Consider the following 20,300-nt stretch of genomic DNA (forward strand, 5'->3'; position numbering starts at 1 on the left):
ATTACTACTAATATATTCTGTCATTTTAAACATATTCTGTATAAATAATTATTCTTCACCTGTATAATCATTTTGATTTTCTGTCTGTGTTTCTACAGGCATATCCTCCTGTGTTATTCCCTGAGAATAATTATCCTTTATATCACTCTTTTTTGTATTTGTTATATCCTTATCTTTTCCTGCATCTTCAGTCTGAGAAACACCCATATATGGAAGTACCTGTTTCATAATATATGTCCAAAATTCTGTACTAAACGCTGTGGACTGTGTATCCTCTTTTGGAGAATCCATGATTGTATAGCATACTACCTCAGGATTTTCAACAGGTGCACATCCTAAAAATGAAACGATATATTCTCCTGGAATTCTTCCTGTCTTTCCATCTGTATAATGCTTTTCTGCTGTACCTGTTTTACCACCAATTGTATATCCCGGAATAGCTGCTGTTTTACCTGTTCCGTCTGTAACTACAGCTCTTAACGCTTCTTTTATAAAATCAGAAGTTTTATCAGTTACTGTTTCCTTTACTAAAGTCTTTGAATAATTATCAATTAATTCTCCATCCTCTGAAACAACTTCTTTTACTACATGTGGTTCGTAATAATTTCCGCCATTTACTAAAGAAGAAAATCCTGCAACCATTTGAATCATGTTTACATTGATATTCTGTCCAAATGAATTAGTAGCTAAACTTGATGCACCCATATTACTATCATATACAAGTCCTCTTGTTTCACTTGGTAAATCTATACCTGTTTTCGCACCAAATCCAAATCTTCTCTGATATTCAACTAATTTTTTTGCTCCTAAATCAAATCCGATTCTCATAAGAGCATCATTACATGAATATGCCAATGCCTGTTTTGTTGTGATTGTTCCATGTCCTGAAACATCATGACATCTAATAGTAAATCCACCTACAACTTCATATCCATCACAAAAATATGTGCTGTTTCTTGTAGTTTTTCCTTCTTCATATGCCGCAGCAATAGTAAACGGTTTAATTGTTGAACCCGGTTCAAATGAATCACTTACACAAAAGTTTTTCCATCTTGAATTAAGTTCATCAGAAATTTCTTTTTCTGAAAGATTTTCCTGTTCCTGTTCTGTGTATTTAAATGATAAATCCCATGGTTCATTTAAATTAAACGTTGTATTATCAGCCATAGCAAGTATTTCACCTGTATTAGGGTCTGCTATTACTGCTGCAAGTCTCTTTGGCTGATATTTTTTCATATATTTCTTTATTGCTTTTTGAACAATTCTTTGTATATTCATGTCTATAGTCGATACAACTGTATCTCCATTAGTAGGATCCTTAATTACAGTCTCCATACTGTTATCTGAATTTACATATCCATATTCTCGTCCGTTAAGCCCTGAAAGTACATCATTATAACTTGATTCAATTCCAATATTCGCACTTCCATCTTTATTAACAAATCCTAAAGTGCTGCATGCTAATGAATTATACGGATACATTCTCTTATATTCTTCTTCAAACCATACACCCTTTACATAAGATATTTCCTTTGCTTCTTCTTTTGATGGTTCTTCCTTATTAATATAATCCTTATACCCTTCTATATCTTTGTATTCTAACTGCTTTAATACTACCCAGTAACTGTTATCTTTTCTTTCTTTTATGCCTTTTGTAAGTTCATCTTTATTCAAGTCAAAATATCTTGTCAAAACATTTACTGTTGGTTCAAGATATTTTTTGTTGCTAAGAATTACCTTTGAATCAATCACAAGATTGTATACTTTAACGCTTGTCGCTAACACATTTCCATTTCTATCTAAAATGTCTCCTCTTTTATAAGGAAGTGTCTTGCTTGTATAACCTTGCTGTGCCAATACCTTAATTGAATATTCATCTCCTTTTGCCTTTGTCAAATATCCAATTCTTATACATAACGCAAATAAAGCTAGGATGATTAATACAAATACAATCGCTAGCTTTTTCTGCATTCCTTTATTAAATTCTGCTCTCTTATATGACCGTCTTGCCGGTCTTCTTCTATTTTCTACCATAATCTTTTATTCTTTCGGAATATCTCCATACTGCACGGTATAACCGCTATCGCTTGATTTGTAGAAAACTATCTGCTCATCTGTAGCTTGAGTCATACCCATTTCCTGTGTTGCCTTTTTATAAATGTTGTTTGTATCCATACAACTGTTTATAGAATAATTTAATGAGTCATTTTGTGAAGCTACTGTGCTAATGTCTGTTTTTAATTTTGAAATTTCACTTCTTGTTTGAGAAATTTCTGACTGTACATATAAATATCCAAAGCACATTGCAAGACATACCGCAAATACTCCTGTAAGGAAAAATACATATGAACCATTCATATGTAATGCTCTTTCCCTTTCTCTTATTTGTCTTTCTGACTCATATACTCTTTTTCCATCTTTATATACTCGTCTTGTTCTCTCTGGAATTATTTCTTCTTTTCTAACTGTATTTCCGTCTATATATGCATTACCACGATATCCGTACTCCCTTTTTTCCTGTTTCATTGCTATCGCCTTTCAAATATTCTTAGTTTTGAGCTTTTTGCTCTCTTATTCACCTCAATCTCCTCTTCAGAAGGGATTATAGGCTTCCTTGTAATAACCTTTCCTTTTGATACTTTTCCGCAAACGCACACCGGAAAATTAGGTGGGCATGTACAAGGATTTTCATTTTCCTTAAATTTAACTTTTACTATTCTGTCTTCTAATGAGTGGAACGTTATTATACAAATTCTTCCACCCGGTTTTAAATGATCAATCATTGTATCTAGCGACTGACTCAACACTTCTAATTCTCTGTTTACTTCAATTCTTATTGCCTGAAATGTCTTCTTTGCAGGATGTCCACCTTTACTCTGTACTTTCATAGGTATCGCACCCTTTATAATGTCACTTAATTCTTTTGTTGTTTCGATTTTCTTTTCTTCTCTCGCTTTTACGATATGCTTTGCAATATTCTTTGCAAATTTGTCTTCACCATAATCTCTGATTATTCTGTAAAGTTCCATCTCGCTGTATTCATTAACAACACTGCTTGCTGTTCTGCTTTGTCTTGTGTCCATTCTCATATCAAGTGGAGCATCTGATTTGTAAGAAAATCCTCTTTCTAAATTATCAATTTGATATGAAGAAACGCCTAAATCCAATACGATTCCATCAACTTTTTCTACATTCAAATCCTTAAGTATTGTGTCTATCTCACAATAGTTGCTTCTTACTAATGATGTCTTGTCTTCAAATTCACTTAATCTTTTTCTTGCTGCTTCTAAGGCTTCTCCATCCTGATCAATTCCTATGAATCTACCTTTATTCGACAGACGCTTGCATACTTCATATGCATGTCCGCCTCCGCCTAATGTTCCATCTACATATATTCCGTCTGGTTTTATATCTAAGCCATCAATGGTTTCTTCTAAAAGTACTGACACATGTTTGAAATCCATATGACCCCTCTTTTCTAATTGTTTTATATTCTATATTCCAAGTTCTGACATGTGCTCTGCAATTTCATCCATGTCATCATATTCTGTATTTTCTGCCCATTTATCCGGATTCCAGATTTCTATTCTTTTTCCTGCGCCTACCCATACTATATCTTTTTCAAGTGAGGCATATGCCCTTAATTCTGCAGGTATTAAAACTCTTCCCTGTTTATCAGTCTCAAGGGTTGCTGCCCCCGCGAGGAAAAATCTAACAAATTTACGGACATTTTTGTCTGTTAATGATAGTGACCCAATTTTTTCAGCTAATATATTCCATTCACTTTCTGTAAACCCGAATATACACTGGTCTAATCCTTTGGTAATTACAAACTTCTCCCCAAGTTCTTCTCTAAACTTGGCAGGGACAATTGCTCTACCTTTTGTATCAACTTTTTGATTGTATTGTCCCATTAACATTGAAATCACCTACTTTTTATGGTTTTTTGCTAATTTTTAACCACTTTCAACCACTTTTCTCCACTTTGTGCCACTCATAAGGCTATTTTAGTACAAATATGGGCTTTCTGCAATACTTTTTTTGCTGTATTTGCCATACATTTCTTACAAATTAGTTTTCTTATACAAACTATGCGAAACACGCTTTGCGATTTTCTCAAGTTATCGCGGCAGTCGCCAAGGTCTCACGCAAGCATGGACTTTGGCTTGTTGCTCGTGTAAATAAAAAGCTTCGCCTAAAATAAGACGAAGCTTTTTAAAATAATTACTATTCACTTTTATATTTCAATTTCCGATGTGTCATCAACATCCTTTTTTAATTTATTTCTCATATAAATAGCAAATGCTATTCCTACTATTACAAGTATTAAAGATAATACCTGCGAAACAGGCCATCCTGTAACCGGCATTATAAGTTGGTCAGAACGTAGTCCCTCAATAAAGAATCTTCCTGTTCCATACCCGATTATATACCACAAAAATACCTCTCCATTATATTTCTTCTTATCTCTAAATATAAGTAATATAATTAATAGTACCAGATTCCAACATGATTCATATAAAAATGTAGGATGAACCTGAATGTATCCTATCTGTTCCAATGTTTTGCCAAACATTTTCTCCATTCCTTCTCTTACGGAATCCGGAACCTGAGTTATACTATAATGACTGTCAAAATATATTTTCATTGCGAATGGATTTTTACCTGATGCAACTCCTCCGAACGCTTCTCTGTTAAAGAAATTACCCCATCTTCCAAGTATCTGTCCAAGTATTAATCCTAACACTGCCGTGTCCATTACTCTTGGCATTGACATTTTTTTAATTCTCGTATATACAAAACACGTAATTATTGCTGCAATTATTCCACCATATATTGCAAGTCCTCCACCTCTTATATTTAATATCTGTCCCGGATTTTTCTTATAATAATCCCAACTGAATATTACATAATAAAGTCTTGCTCCAATAACGCTAAATATAATTGCATATATTGCGAAATCAATATAGTCATTTGGATCCTGTCCTGTTCTCTTTGCTTCTGCACACGTAACAATTATTCCTAATATCATACCTGTTGCTATTATCATTCCATAATAAGCAATATCAACTCCAAATATCGAAATACTTTTTCCAACATTATTAAGTTTTATTCCCAAATTGGCAAATTCAATGCTGGTTGCTAAAATACTATTCATATAACTTTCCTTCTTATTCTTTTTATATTCTTATTGCTATTTTCCTATTAATATCATTTTTAATCTAGGCTTTTTTGTCTTCTCCGATTATATCTTTGACAATATTTAATGTCAATGTTTACCGCTCTTTTGCCTTCTTTGTTTTAACTGCATTTATTCTTATTTTCAAATTTATAAAAGTATGCTAAACTATGATGTGGTAATACCAAAGAAACGGAGGATTTCATATGAAGTTAGGTATTGTAGGCTTACCAAATGTAGGCAAAAGTACTTTATTTAATTCATTAACAAAGGCCGGTGCAGAATCAGCAAATTATCCTTTCTGTACTATCGACCCTAACGTTGGTGTTGTTGCAGTCCCTGATGAGAGACTTAACAAGTTAGCTGCTTTATACAACTCAGCTAAAGTAACACCTGCAGTTATTGAATTTGTTGACATAGCAGGATTAGTAAAGGGTGCTTCTAAAGGTGAAGGTCTTGGAAACCAGTTCCTTGCCAATATCCGTGAGGTTGACGCAATCGTACATGTTGTAAGATGTTTTGAGGACACAAATGTTATCCATGTAGACGGAAACATTAATCCTTTAAGAGATATTGAAACTATTAATCTTGAATTAATCTTATCTGATGCAGAAATTTTGGAACGTCGTATCGCTAAGACAACAAGAGGTGCAAGAAATGATAAGACTTTAGCTAAAGAACTTGATTTCTTACAGAGATTAAAAGCTTATCTTGAAGCAGGAAATCTTGCAATCGGATTTGATACTGATGATGAAGATGAACAGGCATGGATTAAAGAATATAATCTTTTAACATACAAACCTGTTATCTTTGCTGCAAATGTTTCTGAAGATGATTTAGCTGATGACGGTGCTTCTAACGAGCACGTTGCTGCTGTAAGAAAGTTTGCTGCTGAGAACAATTGCGAAGTTTTTGTAATCAGTGCTGAAATCGAACAGGAAATTTCTGAATTAGATGATGACGAAAAGCAAATGTTCCTTGAAGACTTAGGATTAAAGGAATCAGGTCTTGATAAACTAATCAAAGCAAGTTATTCTCTTCTTGGTCTCATCAGTTATTTAACATCAGGTGAAGACGAAACAAGAGCATGGACAATCAAGAAAGGTACAAAAGCTCCACAGGCTGCCGGCAAAATTCACACTGATTTTGAACGTGGATTTATCAAAGCCGAAGTTGTAAATTATCAGGATTTGCTTGACTGCGGTTCTTATTCAAAAGCAAAAGAAAAAGGTCTTGTAGGCCTTGAAGGAAAAGACTATATTGTAAAAGATGGAGATGTAATTCTTTTCAGATTTAATGTATAGCATTATCAATAAGACCATTTGTTTATCAGATGGTCTTATTTTTATATATAGAAATTCAATCTTTACATTTACCTTTCAATTTGGGATGAATGTAAAACTTAACGAAAGAACGCTCGCGCTGCTTGCCGCTCGTAGCAGTTCTAAATATTCAGCACATATTCTAACTTTGAAAACTGCGTTTTCAGCCAGAATATGCACTGAATATTTGAACCGACGGCGACAAATGCTCTTTCTTTTAAGTTTTACATTCATCCCAAATAAAAACAAATTAATTATGCAATACATATTATCAGGAGATTATTATATGAAAGAAATTAAATTAGATGTTCACACACATACATTAGCCAGTGGGCACGCTTATGGTACAATCAACGAAATGATTAAAGAAGCATCCAATCGTAACTTGGATATTTTAGGCATAACAGAACACGGTCCCGGAATTCCTGGTGCATGCAATCCATTCTACTTTTTCAACATAAAGGTAGTTCCACGTATGCAATATGGAGTTAAACTTATGCTTGGTGCTGAGATTAATATACTTGACTACAAAGGAACCTTAGATTTAAAGCCTGAACATATTAAACATTTAGATTTAAGAATAGCGGGAATTCATTTTCAATGTTACAAACCGAGAAGCATCGACGAAAATACTACTGCAATAATCAACGCAATAAAAAATCCTGACATTGACATAATCAGTCATCCTGATGACGGACATTGCCCTTTAGATTACGAAGCTGTAGTAAAAGCAGCTAAAGAATACCATACCTTATTAGAGCTTAACAACAACGCCCTACGTAGTTCTTCCCGTTTAAATGTAGCACAAAACCAGGAAACTCTAACGAAATTGTCAATGAAATATGATGTACCTATGATATGCGGTAGCGACGCTCACTACATGAATGACATTGCAAACTACACATGCATCGAACCAATTATTAAAAAAGTAAACTTTCCTGATAAACTTATAATCAATTATGACTCAAAGAAATTTGAAGAATATATAAATGAAAATGCAAAAAACAGATTATACCATTAATTTAAAAATTATAATGCAAATGATGTCAAGGTCACAATATGAGCAAAGAGTGGGATAATTCCCACGATATGCGAATATTGGGTAGGATTGTGGAAGTGCATAGCACGGAATAATCCATAGGCATCAATGTTTGGTGCTTTTGCCCCCCAACATCATATAAATTGATATAACAAAATTTATAATGACTATAAAACTAATAAACTAAATTTGCGATGGCTATAAAACTTAAAAGAAAGAGCATTTGTCGCCGTCGGTTCAAATATTCAGCGCATATTCTGGCTGAAAACGCAGTTTTCAAAGTCAGAATATACACTGAATATTTAGAACTGCTACGAGCGACAAGCAGCGCGAGCGTTCTTTCGTTAAGTTTTACAGTCATCGCAAGGTAAGTTAATTGGTTTGGAACGCTACGAGCGGCAAGCAGCGCAAGCGTTCTTTCGTTAAGTTTTATAGCCATCGCAATACAAGTTAATTATTGTATTCTGCTGTTTCCAATATCAGTTACTATATGATATCCCGTAGATTCCACCCTTAAATTAAGACAATTTCTACACTGTGCTGATTCTTCTCCCGTACAAATCTTATTATCATACAACTCATATTTTTTTCTAACTCTTACAGGAGACAAATTAGGCATTACAACATTTGCTCCTGCCTTTAATCCTAATTCTCTTCCATTTGGGTCTATTGTTCCAAGAGCCGTTGTAGCCGGTAGTAAAACTTTAGGAAATAACAATCTGATTATTGCAAGTAATACTAACGTCTGTTGCAATGATCCATTTTTTTGATTATTAAATGGTGTATTTTCATGAGATAAATATGGTCCTATTCCAATCATATGCGGTCTTAAATCCTGCATAAACCTTAAGTCTTCAACCAAATTATCAGTTGTCTGGTAAGGCGAATCTACCATAAATCCTGCCCCTACCTGATATCCAATTTTTCTAAGACTGTATAAACATTCTTTTCTATTTTCAAGACTCATGTTATATGGATGTAATTTTTTATAATGTACTTCATTTGCAGTCTCATGTCTAAGCAAATACCTATCTGCTCCCATATTCCACCAATATTCGTACTCATCATAAGTTCTTTCACCTACCGACAAAGTAATAGCACAATCAGGAAATTCATTTTTTATGCATTTAACTATTTTTCCAATCTTTTCCTTCGTAAAATAACTGTCTTCTCCACCTTGTAAAACAAATGTCCTAAATCCTAACACATATCCTTCTCTAGCACATTCTAATATTTCATCCAAGGTAAGTCTGTATCTTTCTACTTTATCATTACTTTTTCGTATTCCACAATAATAACAATCATTTTTGCAAACATTGGTAAATTCTATCAGTCCCCTAATATAAACATCATTTCCATATTCTCTCTCCCTCACCCTTCTTGCATAGTAAAAAAGCTTCTCTCTTTCCTCTTCACTTATCGTATTTATCAGTTGTAACAATTCACAATCTTCTAAATTTTGGTTTTCATATAACTTTTCTATTAATTCTGTGTTCTTCATATTATTTATTTGATTTACTTATTAAATATTTCTTTAAATCTTTTTACATTTTCTTCTACGTTTCCTTTATATACAGCTGAGCCTGCAACAATTACATTTGCTCCGGCTTCTAACGGGACATTTACATTATCTAATGTAACCCCACCATCTACCTGTATAGCTAAATCCATATTATATTCTTCTTTTACTGCTCTAAGCACTTCAACCTTTTCAGTACATTCATCTATATATGACTGTCCTCCAAATCCCGGATTTACTGTCATAACCAAAATCATGTCTACCATTTCCATATATGGAATTACTTCATCTACTGCTGTTGGCGGATTTAGGGCCAAACCGACTTTAAGTCCTGCTTTTTTTATTGCCTCAATAGTAGTTTTTACATCTTCACAAGCTTCTACATGTATAGTAAGAAGGTCAGCTCCTACCTCTTTAAACTGTTCAATATATCTTATTGGTTCTTCTATCATCAAATGAACATCAAATAATTTATCAGTACATCCTCTTATAGATTTAATAACAGGTATACCAAATGAAATATTTGGTACAAACATTCCATCCATGACATCTATGTGTATCCAGTCACATCCTGCCTCGTCTATTCTTTTTACATCTGCTCCTAAATTTGCAAAATCTGCTGATAAAATTGATGGTGATAACTTATTCATTTTCTTTTCCTCTCCATATATATTTAATATTTATTTCTTTCCATTTCTTCTAATTCTTTATAAAGTAAAATATAATTTTCATACCTTGTCTTAGAAATTTTCCCTGAATTCACTGCTTCTTTAACCCCACATATAGGTTCATTTATATGTGCACACCCTCCAAATTTACATTCCGGCTCATACTGTGCCATTTCAGGAAAACAATCCTGCAACTTTTCTTTAGTCATTCCAGGTACAAACATCGAACTAAAACCGGGAGTATCTACGATATATGACTCTTTATCCATGTTAAATATTTCTGAATGCCTTGTTGTATGCTTACCTCTGCCTATTTTCTCGCTTATTTTACCTGTTTCCATTTTATCTTCATTTGTAAGCGCATTTAACATTGAAGATTTACCTACACCTGACGGTCCGGCTAAAACAGTTGTCTTTCCATATAGTAGTTTCTTTATTTCTTCCACGCCTTCATTTTCCGTAGCGCTTGCAAATAAGACCTTATATCCTGCATTGTTGTATGTGTTCTTTAATTCTTCCATGAATTTTTCATTTCCAATGTCTATTTTATTAAAACAGATTATTGTTTCAATATTCTGATATTCCATCATTACTAAGAATCTGTCCAATAGATTTAAATTAGGATCAGGTTTTTTTACTGCAAATACTATCATTGCCTGATCTACATTTGCAACTAATGGTCTGATAAGATCATTTTCCCTTGATAAAATTTTTACTATATTTCCTTTTTTCTCTAAAGAATCCAATATATCAACTTCTACATTGTCCCCTACTAAAGGTTTTATTTTATTATTTCTAAATTTTCCCTTTGCCTTGCATTCATATATTCCATAATCTTTTATGTGAACATAATAAAATCCCGCAATTCCTTTTATTATTTTTCCTGTCATTCTTCACCTATACAACTTAATAGGGGACTAAAAAGTCCCCTATTGTTATTCATCATCCACCTGCGTTAATTTTAACTATACGACTACCTATCATTAATGTGTATGTACAATCTGTTCCATCCTGATTTGTTGGAACATTGATTATTGTAGTATCCCATGTTGATGCATCGTCTGTAGCTTCTGTTTGTCCATTACTATATGTTACCGTAATAACACCGCCTGTAACAGGTGTGTTGTCATCTTCAAAATATAACTGTGATTTTACTAAAACAGCCTGTTTAGATTCATTTATAACCTGTTGTGTAGTTGTCTCAGGTACAGTTGTTACTTCAACCGGTCCTAAACTTACTACAAGTCCTATTGTTGTACCCTTTGGAATTGTTCCACCTGATTTAACCGTCTGTCTTATTACTTTTCCATTAGCAACGGATTCATCATTTACATATCGTATTTCTCCAACTTTTAATCCTGCTGCTGAAATAGAACTTTTAGCATCTTTCTCTTTCTTTCCAATCAAAGACGGTACAATAGTTGTTGTTGAAATTTTAGTTCCTCTGCTTGCCTTAATATGAACCGTATCTCCTTTTGAAACCGGTGCTCCTTCACTCGGATTAATATCTAATACAGTATCAACACTTGCTGAATTATATTCGTATTCTATTTCCCAGTTTACTCCGATTTCATCAAGTTTTGACTCTACATCAGCTAGTTTTTCTCCAACTAGTTCCTTAGGTATTTCTAATTTTTCAGAACCTTTACTTACCGTTAAGATTACTGTTGTGTGCTTATCAATTACACTATCTGCATCAACGGACTGCTTACATATGTATCCGCTTTCATATTCATCATTATAAACATAGCCTTCATATTGGTATCCTAACGCCTTATCATGTAATGCTTCCTGTGCTTCATCTTCTGTCATTCCTACTACATAAGGAACTATTGTCTGCTTTGAATCAATAGTAGATGATTCTTTTTGAGGTGTTGTAGGTATTTCTACGTTATTACTTTGTACAACTACTGTTATAATTATAACGATTATAATAAACATTATTATACCTGCAATAATTCCACCTACTGTAATTAACTTATCTAACTTAGGATCAACAGCATCTATATCATTGTTATCCTGTATTTTTTCAATCTTTTCATCAACTACTTTACCATCATCAGGATTTATTTTCTTAATTCCTGAATCAGTAATTAATGTTGTTTCACTTAAATCTTCATTTGAATCAAATCTTACAAAATCATCATAAGGATTTAATAATGACTTTTTCAAATCTGCTATAAGTGATGATATTTTAGGATATCTTCTGTCTGGTTTATTCTGTGTACATTTAAGGACTATTTTTGAAATACTTACCGGCATTTCAGGAATTATGCTTCTTATGTCAGGAACATTATTCTGAATGTGCTGTAATGCAATATTTACAGTATTATCTCCATCAAACGGTACTTTTCCTGTAAGCATTTCATACATTGTAATGCCTAGCGAATAAATATCACTTCTCTCATCTACATAACTTCCCTTTGCCTGTTCAGGAGATATGTAATGAACTGACCCCATGGCATTTCCATTTATCGTATTTGCTGAAGCAGCTTTAGCTATTCCAAAATCAGTTACTTTTACTTTTCCTTCTCTTGAAATAATAATATTCTGCGGCTTTATATCTCTATGCACTATCTGATTGTTATGTGCACACTCTATGCCCTGTGCAATCTGGATTGCAATACTTGTAGCTTCTTTTACTGAAAGCCTTTTCTTTCTTGCTATATATTGCTTTAATGTAATTCCTTCAACAAGTTCCATTACAATATAATAAAGTCCTGCATCTTCTCCTACATCATAAACATTTACAATATTTGTATGTTCGAGTCTTGCAGCAGACTGCGCTTCCACTCTGAATTTTGATACAAAATTCTTATCTTTACTAAATTCATGTTTTAATACTTTAATAGCTACAAATCTATTTAACTTATGGTCTTTTGCTTTATAGACATCCGACATTCCACCGGAACCTACTTTATCTAAAACCTCATACCTGTTTCCAATAAACATACCCTTCTTAATCATTGTTACACCTCATCACTCCCGGCTCAACAAGAACAACCGATATATTATCTTTTCCACCGTTCTCATTAGCCTGATCAATAAGTCTATGGACTGCTGATTCAATATCATCGCTAGATTGAACTATTGTTTTTATCTCATAATCCTCAACCATATTAGTTAATCCATCTGAGCACAACAAAAGCTTATCATTTGGCTTTGTCTCAATCTCAAAAATATCTGCTGTCACAGCCTCTTCTGCACCTACCGCGCGTGTAATAATATTCTTTTTAAAATGAGTTCTGGCTTCTTCCTTTGCCAACTGACCTAATCTGACCATTTCTTCTACTAAAGAATGATCTCTTGTTATCTGTTGTATATCCTCATTTACAAGGTATAGTCTACTGTCACCTACATTTGCAATATAAACATGATTCTCAACAATTGTAGCTGCTACAAATGTTGTTCCCATACCTGAATAATCTTTATTAGACTTTGCTAAATCAAGAATTATTTTATTTATCTCCATAATCCCCGAATCGAGTATATTAGCCGGATCTGTCATATTAGTTGTGCATACATATTTAATAAATTCTTCTATGCTTTTCCTAGACGCAACATCTCCTGCCTTATGTCCGCCCATGCCATCGGCTACAATGAATAAATTTGGAAGTTTTCCAACGGAACTCATTGATACAAATATACTATCCTGATTAATTGTTCTCATTAATCCAACATCGCTTTTTCCATATGCTTTCACTCCAAATCCTCCTTTCGCTGACTCATTGCTTCGTTTCGAAGTTGACCACAGGCTCCATTTATATCTCTGCCCATCTCTCTTCTTATAGTAGCATTTATTTTATATTTTTCAACTCTCGATTTAAATTGTAAAACAGCTTGTTTTGCAGACTGACGGTATTCTCTTTCTTTAATTGGATTTACCGGTATCAGATTAACATGACAATTCAAATCTGATACAAGTCTGCCTAATTTATCCGCCTCTTCTATTGTATCATTTACACCTGCAACAAGACTATATTCAAATGTTATTCTTCTTCCTGTTTTATTGAAATAGTATCTGCATGCATCTAAAACTTCTTCTATTGTATATTTATTTGCAATAGGAAGCAATTTCTTTCTGGTTTCATCATCTGATGCATGTAAGGAAATTGCCAATGTAATTTGAAAATTCATATCTGCTAATTCCTTAATTTTTGGAATCAGTCCGCATGTTGATAACGTAATATTTCTCTGGCTTATATTTGCACCATTCTCATCTGTTATCATTCTAATGAAATTAGTCACATTCTCAAAATTATCTAAAGGCTCGCCACTTCCCATTAAAACTATATTTGATACTCTCTCATCTATATTTTTTTCTATCTGATAAATCTGTTCAAGCAGTTCAGATGTAGTAAGATTTCTATCTAATCCATTTAGCGTTGAAGCACAAAAGCGGCATCCCATACGACATCCTGACTGTGTTGAAATACATACTGAATTTCCATGATGATATCTCATTAACACACTTTCAATTACTGCTCCACCTTTTATTCCAAATAAATATTTTCTTGTTCCATCTATTTTAGAAATTAAGACCTTTTCAGGTTTAAGAGTGATTATCTCATACTTTTCATCTAATTTATGTCGCAAATCTTTTGACAAATTAGTCATTTCGTCAAAGCTTGAAACTCTGTCAATATGAAGCCATTTATATATCTGTCCTGCTCTAAAAGGCTTCTCTCCCATCTGACTTAATTCATTCTTTAATTGTTCTAAATTATATGATTTAATGTCTAATTTTGTCATATCTTTTCATCCTATTTATCTATTCTTCTAAATGCCGAAATAAAAAATCCATCCATTCCATATTTTCCCGGAAGAATCTGAACATAATCATGTTTGTTGTCAATTATCTGTTCCGGCAGTTTTTTATTTAATGACTGTAATTTAAACGGAAGATTTTCTTCTATCCATTTTACATTATCTTCATTTTCTTCTTTTGTCACAGTACAAGTACTATATATTAATGTTCCACCCGGTTTAACATATTTGGAAACCACGCTTAATATTTCTTTTTGCAATTTTGCAAGCTCATTTATCTGTTCAATACTTGTGTTATATTTTATATCAACTTTATTTCCTATAACTCCAAGTCCTGAGCAAGGCAAATCTGCTATAACAATATCTGCTTTACCTATGACATTTTTATCTAATTTAGTTGCATCTTTACATTCAGCAAAAATACAGTTAAATCCGGTTCTTTTTATATTTTCATTAATAAGGCCTACTTTATATTCAGTTAAGTCTCTTGCCCTAATTTTACCTTTATTATGAATCAAATCAGCTATATGAAGGCTTTTTCCTCCAGGTGCCGCACACACATCAATTATGTAGTCCCCTTCTTTAGGATTAGCTGCCATTCCTACAAACATTGAACTTAAATTCTGTACTACAATGTTTCCTTTATTAAAATCATAAAAATCTGCAATCTGATTATAATCTGATATTTCTAATGCATTGCTATACAATGTAGAGCGTTTTACTTTTGCTCCTTCATTTTCAAGTCTTACTACTACTTCGTCAACTGTAGTTTTTGACGTATTCACTCTAATAGTTGTTGTTTTTTTATTATACACACTTTTAAGTATATTTTTTGTCGTTTCAATGCCAAATCTTTCAATCCACATATCAACAATCCATAAAGGCATTGAATATTCAATCTCAAGTCTTTCATTTTCTTTTTCAGGATATTTTATGGAATCCATATTTCTGGCTATATTTCTAACAACACCATTTACAAATCCACTTAAATTAGAAAATTTTCTTTTTTTTGCTAATTTAACTGCTTCATTACAAACTGCCGATTCAGGAACACTGTCCATATATTTAAGCTGGTAAACAGACATTCGTAATATATATCTGATTACCGGCTTCATTTTATTAACTTTTGTTTTAGAAAACAAGTTAATTATATAATCTTCTTCAATTGTTCTTTCTATAGTTCCCTGAAACAGGCGTGTAATAAAAGCTCTTTGATTTTTATCAAGATTTTTATTTTCATCTAATGTATCTTTAACAATTAAATGACTAAGTCTACCTTTATTATTTTCTAAAAGCATATTTAAAACTATATTTCTAAGATTAACTTCCGGCGCTTTATTAGTCGTCACGTCTTCTTCCTCCGCCAAATAATACAATAAGTCTCAATAACTGCAAAATAGATGAAGCTGCTGCCGCAACATATGTCATAGCCGCTGCTGATAAAACTTTTCGTGTATATTGTAGTTCCTGTGTTCCAAGAATTCCTGTTGATTCGAGTATTTGCATTGCACGTGATGATGCATTAAATTCTACCGGCAATGTAACGAGCTGGAATAATACGGCTAATGAAAATGCCCATATTCCTAAATCAATAATCATCTGCGATGAATTGCCGCCTATAAACAATCCTGCGATTATTAATATCCATGAAAGTCTTGAGCCCCAATTTGCAAATGGGACTAATGCGCTTCTAATTGAAATAGGTGCATATCCTTTTGCATGCTGTATTGCATGTCCACATTCATGTGCTGCTACTCCGACTGCTGCAACGCTGTCACTTGCATAGGTTGCATCTGACAAACTTAAAACTTTATTTGCCGGATTATAATTATCTGTCAGATTGCCTCTTATATGACGAATCTGAACATCTGTAATTCCCTGAGATCTTAATATTCTTTCTGCAGCCTGAGCTCCTGTAAGTCCTGACATACTTCTATAATTGGAGTATTTATTATATGTTGAATTTACTCTTGCTGAAGCTATCATACATATAGCTGCACCAATAATTAAGAAAATATAAGTTGGATCAAAATAATAATATCCATATCCATAATATGCTAAAATCATATTTATCCCTCCATTCTATCAGGAATTTTAGCTCCATTTAGGAAATCTCTTGTTTTCATTCTCTTTTTGCCCTCTAACTGTAGTTCTAAAATTTTAAGGCTTCCCTTTCCCGTTGCAACACGGATAAAGTCTTTACCTACTTCAGTAATTGTTCCTGGTGCAGAATCATTTTCAGAATCGTCCACATCTGCATCCCATATTTTTAAAGTCTTACCATCCATTTTTGTATATGCACTTGGCCATGGATTCAACCCTCTTATAAGTCTCTCAATTTCATTTGCAGATTTATTAAAGTCAATTTTTCCTAACTGTTTATTAATCATACCTGCATAATTTGACTTACTGTCATCCTGCGGAGTTCTTACTGCTGTTCCATTTTCAAGTTCAATTAATGTTTTTAAGATTAATTTCCCACCCTCTATTGCTAATTTATCAAATAAGCTTCCGCCGGTTTCTTTCTTATCAATCGGGACAACTACTTTGTCTATAATATCCCCTGTATCTAATCCTTCATTCATATACATTGTTGTAACACCTGTTTCTTTTTCGCCGTCAATAACTGACCACTGAATAGGTGCCGCTCCTCTGTATTTAGGAAGTAATGATGCATGTACGTTTATGCATCCATACTTAGGCATATCTAAAATTGCTTTTGGTAAAATTTGTCCAAATGCAATTACCACAATTGCATCAGGATTCATTTCTTTTAACTTTTCAATAAATTCAGTTTCTTTAACTCTTTGTGGCTGATATACATCAAGTCCTAATTCCAATGCTTTTTCTTTTACCGGTGTGTATTGCATTTTTCCACCACGTCCCTTTGGTTTATCAGGTTGTGTAATTACACCAACCACATCATGACCTGCTTTTACAATATTTTCTAAAGCATTAACTGAAAAATCGGGAGTACCCATAAATACTATTTTCATCTTATTTCTCCTCTAATAATATGTATTGCCCCTCCCTTAGGTCGGTGGCTTGTCGTCGGAAAGATTTATTAAAATGAATTTTTCTTTATTCATCTTCTAATTCTTCATTGTCATATATTCTTCCTTCAACCTTGTCTACATACATTATTCCGTCTAAATGATCACATTCATGCTGTATTGCTCTTGCTAGTAATTCTGTTCCCTCTAATTCATATAATTCCATATTTTCATCATATGCTCTTACAACAACATGGTTGCTTCTTGTGACTACCCCTGATTTTCCTGGAAGGCTTAAACATCCTTCATACCCTGTCTGTTCTCCATCTTTTTCTATAATTTCAGGATTAATCATGATAATCGGACCATCTCCTATATCTATTACGACAATTCTTTTAAGAACACCAACCTGAGGTGCTGCAAGTCCGACACCATTTGCCTCATACATAGTATCAAGCATATCATCTATAAGAATCTTTGTTCTAGCATTAATATTTTTAACTTCTTTACAAACTTTTCTTAAACATGGATCTCCTAATTCTCTAACATTTCTAAGCGCCATCTCATTTCTCCTTTTATCACTCTCTCACATTAAATTGTAAGGTTATACCTTTAACTTTTTGTGAAGTATTTATTAATTCTTGTATATAGTCTGACATTCTAATAAGTTTTTCTTTATCAAGACTTTTTAAATATATCATTCTTCTATATACATCATTTATCTTTGCCACCGGAGGTTTCGCCGGTCCAATTATCATTAACTGTTTAAATTTTGCTTCTTTTAATTTGTTTATATATTTAGTAAGGGCATCTGTAAATCTGTCTAACAACTCCTCATCTTCAGATTGAATTAAGATTTCAGTCATTGCCGCTACAGGTGGATATTGCATTAATTGTCTATATGCTAATTCTTCCTGATAGAATTCTTCATAATCCTGCTTTGCTGCTGATTCAATACTATAATTATCCGGTGAGTATGTCTGAATTACGACCTGTCCTTTTTCTTTTCCTCTTCCTGCTCTTCCTGCTGCCTGCGTTAGTAATTGAAACGTCTTTTCAGCCGCCGTATAATCACTCGCATATAATGACATATCCGCTGCTAAAATTCCAACTAATGTTACATCAGGAAAGTCATGTCCTTTTACAATCATCTGAGTTCCAACGAGGATATCTGCCTGATGATTTGCGAAAGCTGACAGTATTTCTTCATGACCACCTTTCCTTGATGTTGTGTCAAAATCCATTCGCAATACTTTGGCCTGTGGAAATTCTTTTTTTATCATTGTTTCAACTTTTTGTGTTCCTATACCAAATCCGGCTATATATTTAGAACCACATTTTGGGCATAACCTTGGAATCGGTTCTTCGTAACCGCAATAATGGCACACCATTTTTCCATTATTATGGGCTTTTAATGTCACATCACAATGTGGGCATTTGACTGCCTCTCCACACTCCCGACACGACACAAATCCTGCATATCCTCTTCTATTTATAAACAACATAGTCTGCTGTTTTTTTTCTAATCTGTCATTAATCAGCTGCTTTAATTCCATACTAAACATTGACTTATTGTCATTCTTTAGCTCTTTCCTCATATCAACTACTGACACCTGTGCCAATTTGCCTTTTTCTCTGCTTGTAAGTCTGTGTAACTTATATTTCCCTGTCTGCGCATTAAAATATGATTCTAAAGAAGGTGTTGCTGAGCCTAAAACTAATGTTGCTCCTGTAATATTGCATAATTTTGCAGCCACCTCTCTTGCATGATATTTAGGAACATTTTCACTTTTATATGCTCCCTCATGCTCTTCATCAATTACTATAAGGCCTAAATGTTCAAATGGGGTAAAAAGCGCAGATCTTGGACCTATGATTATACTTATTTCTCCTCTTTTTGCCCTTTCAAACTGATCATACTTTTCTCCTGCTGACAGTTTTGAATTAATTATTGACACCTTATCTTTAAATCTTCTCGTAAATCTCTTTACTGTCTGATATGTTAAAGCGATTTCAGGAATTAAAACAATCGCCTGTTTTCCATCGTGGATAGTCTTGTCTATAATATCCATATAAACTTCTGTTTTACCGCTTCCGGTTATCCCATAAATCAAATGAACATTTGCTTTTTCACTTTTTTTATAATCCATTGTCTTTTTAATACTGTCTGCGACAGCTTTTTGCTGTTCATTTAATATTATATCATAACGCTCAAGATTATTAAAATTAACAGGATTTCTATAACTGTTTTCAATTTCTATCAAAATATCTCCTGTAGATTCAAGTGCCTTCAGAGTACTTGGCGATATATTTAATTTGTCTACTACAAGCTCCTTTGACATATGTTTTATATCTTTTAGTTCCTGTAGCAATCTGACCTTTGCCTTTGCATTGGACTTTTTATATTTTAATATCTTTTCTTCTGCTTCTTCTTCACTTATATTAAGCGTTATTGTCTTCTTTTGTATATTTTTTATTTTCTTTTTAACAGGTATGACTGTTTTTAATGCCTGATTCATTGTACAGCTATACTCTTTCTTTATCCACCAGGCTAACTCTATAAGTTGTTTTTCAACCGTTGCCGCGCCTTCATTTGCACGAATAATATATTTCATCTTATTTATATCAAATGACGGCTTGTCTGTTATCTCGATTACATATCCTGTTATCTCTCTGTTTCCTTTTCCAAATGGAATAACTATCTGAGTACCTATAGATATCTTATCTTCTAATTCTTTCGGTATTATATAACCAAAAGGGCGGTCCAATTTTTCATGTGAAATATCAACAATAATATTCGCAAATTTCATTTG

The 20,300-nt window shown here is 33.3% G+C and carries 18 protein-coding genes; 2 read left to right on the forward strand and 16 right to left on the reverse strand.

The window, feature by feature from the left end:
* Positions 1-48: 48 nt before the first annotated feature.
* From DWX29_RS07530 to lgt, 5 genes are all read right to left on the reverse strand, one after another.
* Positions 49-2,034: a penicillin-binding protein 2 gene (locus DWX29_RS07530; RefSeq protein ID WP_118565539.1), complete on the reverse strand. Its 1,986-nt coding sequence runs from the start codon at positions 2,032-2,034 to the stop codon at positions 49-51.
* Between the two features lie 6 nt (positions 2,035-2,040).
* A complete protein-coding gene (locus DWX29_RS07535) occupies positions 2,041-2,526 on the reverse strand; it encodes a cell division protein FtsL (RefSeq protein ID WP_118565540.1) in 486 nt (161 codons plus the stop codon).
* Positions 2,527-2,528: 2 nt separating this feature from the next.
* The gene (rsmH, locus tag DWX29_RS07540) at positions 2,529-3,464 is read right to left on the reverse strand and encodes a 16S rRNA (cytosine(1402)-N(4))-methyltransferase RsmH (RefSeq protein ID WP_118565541.1); all 936 of its coding nucleotides are present in this window, start codon (positions 3,462-3,464) and stop codon (positions 2,529-2,531) included.
* A 30-nt stretch (positions 3,465-3,494) separates the two neighbouring features.
* Positions 3,495-3,920 carry a division/cell wall cluster transcriptional repressor MraZ gene (mraZ, locus tag DWX29_RS07545; protein ID WP_022088215.1) on the reverse strand — a complete coding sequence of 142 codons (426 nt, stop codon included), beginning with the start codon at positions 3,918-3,920 and terminating at the stop codon, positions 3,495-3,497.
* A 317-nt stretch (positions 3,921-4,237) separates the two neighbouring features.
* Complete coding sequence (lgt, locus tag DWX29_RS07550; protein ID WP_022088216.1) at positions 4,238-5,158, reverse strand: prolipoprotein diacylglyceryl transferase; 921 nt, start codon at positions 5,156-5,158, stop codon at positions 4,238-4,240.
* A 227-nt stretch (positions 5,159-5,385) separates the two neighbouring features.
* On the opposite strand from lgt, the gene ychF reads away from it, so the two are divergent.
* Together ychF and DWX29_RS07560 are read left to right on the forward strand one after the other, a co-directional pair.
* On the forward strand, positions 5,386-6,483 hold the full coding sequence (ychF, locus tag DWX29_RS07555) for a redox-regulated ATPase YchF (protein WP_022088217.1): 1,098 nt from the start codon (positions 5,386-5,388) through the stop codon (positions 6,481-6,483).
* A 304-nt stretch (positions 6,484-6,787) separates the two neighbouring features.
* Positions 6,788-7,522, forward strand: a complete 735-nt coding sequence (locus DWX29_RS07560; protein ID WP_118565542.1) for a phosphatase — start codon at positions 6,788-6,790, stop codon at positions 7,520-7,522.
* A gap of 472 nt (positions 7,523-7,994) precedes the next feature.
* Here DWX29_RS07560 and hydE read toward each other — a convergent pair whose 3' ends face one another.
* The 11 genes from hydE to priA form a co-directional block, all read right to left on the reverse strand.
* Complete coding sequence (hydE, locus tag DWX29_RS07565; RefSeq protein ID WP_118565543.1) at positions 7,995-9,041, reverse strand: [FeFe] hydrogenase H-cluster radical SAM maturase HydE; 1,047 nt, start codon at positions 9,039-9,041, stop codon at positions 7,995-7,997.
* 14 nt (positions 9,042-9,055) lie between these two features.
* Complete coding sequence (rpe, locus tag DWX29_RS07570; RefSeq protein ID WP_117909833.1) at positions 9,056-9,709, reverse strand: ribulose-phosphate 3-epimerase; 654 nt, start codon at positions 9,707-9,709, stop codon at positions 9,056-9,058.
* A gap of 23 nt (positions 9,710-9,732) precedes the next feature.
* Complete coding sequence (rsgA, locus tag DWX29_RS07575) at positions 9,733-10,617, reverse strand: ribosome small subunit-dependent GTPase A (protein WP_022088513.1); 885 nt, start codon at positions 10,615-10,617, stop codon at positions 9,733-9,735.
* A 52-nt stretch (positions 10,618-10,669) separates the two neighbouring features.
* Positions 10,670-12,694 (reverse strand): Stk1 family PASTA domain-containing Ser/Thr kinase, encoded by a 2,025-nt coding sequence (gene pknB / locus DWX29_RS07580; RefSeq protein ID WP_118565544.1) that lies wholly within the window; start codon positions 12,692-12,694, stop codon positions 10,670-10,672.
* Positions 12,687-13,430, reverse strand: a complete 744-nt coding sequence (locus DWX29_RS07585) for a Stp1/IreP family PP2C-type Ser/Thr phosphatase (protein WP_117909831.1) — start codon at positions 13,428-13,430, stop codon at positions 12,687-12,689. The genes pknB and DWX29_RS07585 overlap by 8 nt, the downstream gene beginning before the upstream one ends.
* On the reverse strand, positions 13,427-14,479 hold the full coding sequence (gene rlmN, locus DWX29_RS07590) for a 23S rRNA (adenine(2503)-C(2))-methyltransferase RlmN (RefSeq protein WP_118565545.1): 1,053 nt from the start codon (positions 14,477-14,479) through the stop codon (positions 13,427-13,429). Before rlmN ends, DWX29_RS07585 begins: the two co-directional genes overlap by 4 nt.
* Before the next feature lie 11 nt (positions 14,480-14,490).
* A complete protein-coding gene (gene rsmB, locus DWX29_RS07595; RefSeq protein WP_022088509.1) occupies positions 14,491-15,843 on the reverse strand; it encodes a 16S rRNA (cytosine(967)-C(5))-methyltransferase RsmB in 1,353 nt (450 codons plus the stop codon).
* A complete protein-coding gene (locus DWX29_RS07600; RefSeq protein ID WP_117909828.1) occupies positions 15,833-16,561 on the reverse strand; it encodes a zinc metallopeptidase in 729 nt (242 codons plus the stop codon). Before DWX29_RS07600 ends, rsmB begins: the two co-directional genes overlap by 11 nt.
* Before the next feature lie 2 nt (positions 16,562-16,563).
* Complete coding sequence (gene fmt / locus DWX29_RS07605) at positions 16,564-17,490, reverse strand: methionyl-tRNA formyltransferase (protein WP_022088507.1); 927 nt, start codon at positions 17,488-17,490, stop codon at positions 16,564-16,566.
* A gap of 85 nt (positions 17,491-17,575) precedes the next feature.
* Positions 17,576-18,049 (reverse strand): peptide deformylase, encoded by a 474-nt coding sequence (def, locus tag DWX29_RS07610; protein ID WP_022088506.1) that lies wholly within the window; start codon positions 18,047-18,049, stop codon positions 17,576-17,578.
* A 16-nt stretch (positions 18,050-18,065) separates the two neighbouring features.
* A complete protein-coding gene (gene priA / locus DWX29_RS07615; protein ID WP_158574519.1) occupies positions 18,066-20,297 on the reverse strand; it encodes a primosomal protein N' in 2,232 nt (743 codons plus the stop codon).
* Positions 20,298-20,300 lie beyond the last annotated feature (3 nt).

The organism is Eubacterium sp. AF19-12LB (assembly GCF_003479125.1).
Classification (GTDB): Bacteria; Bacillota; Clostridia; order Lachnospirales; family Lachnospiraceae; genus Eubacterium_U; species Eubacterium_U album.

What these genes read in the sequence shown, in the direction of transcription:
- DWX29_RS07530 (WP_118565539.1), bottom strand. Translation starts at nt 2,034, where the DNA reads ATGGTAGAAAATAGAAGAAGACCGGCAAGACGGTCATATAAGAGAGCA.
- DWX29_RS07535 (WP_118565540.1), bottom strand. Translation starts at nt 2,526, where the DNA reads ATGAAACAGGAAAAAAGGGAGTACGGATATCGTGGTAATGCATATATA.
- rsmH (WP_118565541.1), bottom strand. Translation starts at nt 3,464, where the DNA reads ATGGATTTCAAACATGTGTCAGTACTTTTAGAAGAAACCATTGATGGC.
- mraZ (WP_022088215.1), bottom strand. Translation starts at nt 3,920, where the DNA reads ATGTTAATGGGACAATACAATCAAAAAGTTGATACAAAAGGTAGAGCA.
- lgt (WP_022088216.1), bottom strand. Translation starts at nt 5,158, where the DNA reads ATGAATAGTATTTTAGCAACCAGCATTGAATTTGCCAATTTGGGAATA.
- ychF (WP_022088217.1), top strand. Translation starts at nt 5,386, where the DNA reads ATGAAGTTAGGTATTGTAGGCTTACCAAATGTAGGCAAAAGTACTTTA.
- DWX29_RS07560 (WP_118565542.1), top strand. Translation starts at nt 6,788, where the DNA reads ATGAAAGAAATTAAATTAGATGTTCACACACATACATTAGCCAGTGGG.
- hydE (WP_118565543.1), bottom strand. Translation starts at nt 9,041, where the DNA reads ATGAAGAACACAGAATTAATAGAAAAGTTATATGAAAACCAAAATTTA.
- rpe (WP_117909833.1), bottom strand. Translation starts at nt 9,709, where the DNA reads ATGAATAAGTTATCACCATCAATTTTATCAGCAGATTTTGCAAATTTA.
- rsgA (WP_022088513.1), bottom strand. Translation starts at nt 10,617, where the DNA reads ATGACAGGAAAAATAATAAAAGGAATTGCGGGATTTTATTATGTTCAC.
- pknB (WP_118565544.1), bottom strand. Translation starts at nt 12,694, where the DNA reads ATGATTAAGAAGGGTATGTTTATTGGAAACAGGTATGAGGTTTTAGAT.
- rlmN (WP_118565545.1), bottom strand. Translation starts at nt 14,479, where the DNA reads ATGACAAAATTAGACATTAAATCATATAATTTAGAACAATTAAAGAAT.
- DWX29_RS07600 (WP_117909828.1), bottom strand. Translation starts at nt 16,561, where the DNA reads ATGATTTTAGCATATTATGGATATGGATATTATTATTTTGATCCAACT.
- fmt (WP_022088507.1), bottom strand. Translation starts at nt 17,490, where the DNA reads ATGAAAATAGTATTTATGGGTACTCCCGATTTTTCAGTTAATGCTTTA.
- def (WP_022088506.1), bottom strand. Translation starts at nt 18,049, where the DNA reads ATGGCGCTTAGAAATGTTAGAGAATTAGGAGATCCATGTTTAAGAAAA.
- priA (WP_158574519.1), bottom strand. Translation starts at nt 20,297, where the DNA reads ATGAAATTTGCGAATATTATTGTTGATATTTCACATGAAAAATTGGAC.